The 2,948-nt window shown below is 70.9% G+C and carries 4 protein-coding genes; 2 read left to right on the top strand and 2 right to left on the bottom strand.

Annotated elements, in window-relative coordinates:
* Positions 1 to 952 (top strand): 8-amino-7-oxononanoate synthase (locus ACWF94_RS37815; protein ID WP_453499366.1); only part of this gene is annotated, 952 nt, incomplete at its 5' end.
* A 62-nt stretch (positions 953 to 1,014) separates the two neighbouring features.
* Here the strand turns inward: ACWF94_RS37815 and ACWF94_RS37820 are convergent.
* Complete coding sequence (locus ACWF94_RS37820) at positions 1,015 to 1,290, bottom strand: DUF397 domain-containing protein (protein ID WP_453499368.1); 276 nt, start codon at positions 1,288 to 1,290, stop codon at positions 1,015 to 1,017.
* Between the two features lie 9 nt (positions 1,291 to 1,299).
* The gene (locus ACWF94_RS37825; protein WP_453499370.1) at positions 1,300 to 2,157 is read right to left on the bottom strand and encodes a helix-turn-helix domain-containing protein; all 858 of its coding nucleotides are present in this window, start codon (positions 2,155 to 2,157) and stop codon (positions 1,300 to 1,302) included.
* A gap of 242 nt (positions 2,158 to 2,399) precedes the next feature.
* Here ACWF94_RS37825 and ACWF94_RS37830 point away from each other — a divergent pair, with 242 nt between their 5' ends.
* Positions 2,400 to 2,831, top strand: a complete 432-nt coding sequence (locus ACWF94_RS37830; RefSeq protein ID WP_453499372.1) for an ATP-binding protein — start codon at positions 2,400 to 2,402, stop codon at positions 2,829 to 2,831.
* Positions 2,832 to 2,948: the final 117 nt, after the last annotated feature.

Raw genomic sequence — 2,948 nt, forward strand, 5'->3', positions numbered from 1 at the left:
GGGCAGCACCGCGCTCCATGCCGAACTCGAACGCGAACTCGCCGCGTTCACCGGATTCGAGGCCGCGCTCGTGCTGTCCTCCGGGTACGCGGCCAATCTCGCCGCGGTGACCGCGCTGAGCGCCCGGGGCTCACTGATCGTCTCCGACGCGGGCAATCACGCGTCCATCGTGGACGGCTGCCGGCTCTCGCGTGCGGAGACCGCGATCGTGCCGCACACCGACGCCGACGCCGTACGCAAGACACTCGGGGCGCACCCCGGGCGGCGGGCCCTCGTGGTCACCGACTCGGTCTTCTCGGTGGACGGCGACGCCGCGCCGCTGGCGGAACTGGCCGGGATCTGCCGCGCGGGGGGCGCGGCGCTGCTGGTGGACGACGCGCACGGGCTCGGCGTCCTCGGCGACGGCGGCCGGGGCGCGCTGAACGCGTCGGGGATCGCGGGCGGCGACGGTGTGGTCGCCATGCTCACGCTCTCCAAGGCGCTGGGCAGCCAGGGCGGTGCCGTCCTCGGCCCGGCCCGGGTCATCGACCACCTGGTCAACGCCGCGCGTACGTTCATCTTCGACACGGGTCTCGCGCCGGCCGCCGCGGGTGCCGCGCTGGCGGGGCTCCGGCTGCTGGGGCGGGAGCCGGACCTGGCCGGGCGGGTGCGTTCGATCGCCGCGACCCTGCACCGCCGGCTGACGGCGCAGGGTCTTCACGCGGTACGCCCGGATGCCGCGGTCGTCTCCGTACGGGCTCCTTCGCCGGAGGCAGCGGTGCGCTGGGCCGCGGACTGCCGCGAGGCGGGGCTGGGGGTGGGCTGCTTCCGTCCGCCGTCGGTGCCTGACGGCATCTCACGGCTGCGGCTGACGGCCCGGGCCGATCTGACCGATCAGCAGATCGAGTGGGCGGCCGAAACGGTGGTGCGGACGGCGCCGGCCGCCGCGACGGCCGGTGTCGGGGTCGGCTGAGTCTCTCCGCTCCGGGTCTCCGTTCCGGGTCTCGGCTCCGGGTCTCGGCTCCGGTGCTCCGCTCAGCCGACGCTCTCCGACCCGACGCCGGTCAGAAACCTGCTCCATGCCTCGGGGGAGAAGTGCAGCGGTCGGCGGGTCACGGCCTTGGAGTCGCGTACGGCCAGGGTGCTGTCGGGCAGCCGGGCCGCCTCGACACAGTTGTTCGCCCCGGTGCTGCGGCTGCTGCGCCGCCAGGCCAGGGGGTGTTGCGAAAGCAGCGCCGTCCGCCCGGAGGGCGGGTCAGGCGGGACCTTCGCAACACGCCTTAAGCGGTCAGGGGTGAGGTGCGCATGCATGGGGCCTCCCTATGCGCCGTCCAGGACGGCGGCGATGAGATCCAAGGATTCGACCGGTGACAGCGCACACGCCTGCATCGTCGCGAAGGCGGCGCTGTATGCCGCCAGGTCTTCTGCCCGTTCCAGATAGAGAGTACTCGTCAAATGGTCAAGAACGACCACGTCCAGATCAGAAGTGGTCGGAAAGGAGAAGATAACGAAAGAGCTGGTGAGACCGGCGTACGCCCCGGCGGAAAAAGGGACCACTTGGAGCCGTACCTGCGGAAGCCTGGCCGACTCGGTCAGTGCCTTCCACTGCTCCCGCATCACCTCGGGACCGCCGATTTCCCGCCGGAGCGCCGCCTCGTCCAGGACGACGCTCAGCTTGAGCGGACGCTCCGCGCGCAGGACCGCCTGGCGGGTGATCCGCACCTCCGCCAGTGAGTCGGCCGTCGCCCTGGGCAGATCCGCCAGTGTCGTCCGGGTGACGGCACGGGCGTACCGAGGGGTCTGGAGCAGTCCGGGCACCACGGAGGTCTCCAGCGTGCGCACCTCACTGGCCTGTGACTCCAGGCTGATGAAATCGCGGTACTCGGGCGGGAGAAGCCCCCGGTACGCGTGCCACCAGCCGCTGCCCGAGCCGTCGGCGGCGCCCGCCAGGGTCTCCAGCAGCGTCCGCAGCTGGGGGTCGGTGACGTCGTAGACATCGAGCAGCAGCCGTACGTCCGACGCCTTCACACCGCTCGCGCCGGTCTCGATCCGGCTCACCTTCGACTGGTGCCAGCCGGCCATCGCGCCGGCGCCACGGCTGGTGAGTCCTGCCGCCAGCCGCAGCTTGCGCAGTTCCTCACCCAGCTTGCGGCGGCGCACCGCGGGTCCGTGGTGCATGGGGCTTCCTTCCGTTTGTCATCCCGGTTCGCCCGCGATCAAAGCCGGAATGGCGTCCAAATACGGTCTCGCGTCGGAGAGTTCACCGCTTCGAGCGACAGATATATGCATATCTTGGTGGATCGCCACTCTTGCGAGCACGAAAAGTGGCACTCTGGCGCGATAGCGCAATCCGTGGTCGCCCGCGCATTACTCCGCTACGAGTCGGAGCCCGGCCGCGGTGGGAAAGGGACAGCGTCGCCATGGCAGACCTTCAGGAAGCCTCCGTCACTCTGCCGAGCGATCCCGCCTCGGTGTCCGTGGCGCGGAAATTCGCCACCGACATCGTCGCCGAGTGGGGCCAGCCGGCCGGGGCCGACGCGGTCGACACGGTCCGGCTGATCGTCTCGGAACTCACCACCAACGCCGTGCAGCACACCTTCGGCCAGTCGCCCACCTTCACGGTGGAGCTGAGCCTTGAGCGGGACGAGGAACTGCGCATCGGGGTGACCGACAGTCACCCGCGGTGGCCTCAGCGGCTGCCCGCCGCCGTACGGCAGGACAACGGGCGCGGCATGGTCATCATCCGTACGCTCACCGCCGAGCGCGGGGGCAGGCTCTCGGTCACTCCGACCGAGGAGGGCGGCAAGACGGTGTGGATCGCCCTGCCCTGGACCGCGCCGGTACCCAACTGACCGTCCCGCGTCACACGGGTCCTCGGACCGGACGTTCCTGATCATCATGGTGGCGCTGCCGTTCGTGATGGGGGCGATGGCGCACGCCCTCAGCGGCGGGAAGCTGACCGACGGGGC

This window comes from Streptomyces sp. NPDC055078, from assembly GCF_053607985.1.

Coding starts and splice junctions, on each gene's coding strand:
- ACWF94_RS37820 (WP_453499368.1), bottom strand. CDS start 1,290: ATGCATGCGCACCTCACCCCTGACCGCTTAAGGCGTGTTGCGAAGGTC.
- ACWF94_RS37825 (WP_453499370.1), bottom strand. CDS start 2,157: ATGCACCACGGACCCGCGGTGCGCCGCCGCAAGCTGGGTGAGGAACTG.
- ACWF94_RS37830 (WP_453499372.1), top strand. CDS start 2,400: ATGGCAGACCTTCAGGAAGCCTCCGTCACTCTGCCGAGCGATCCCGCC.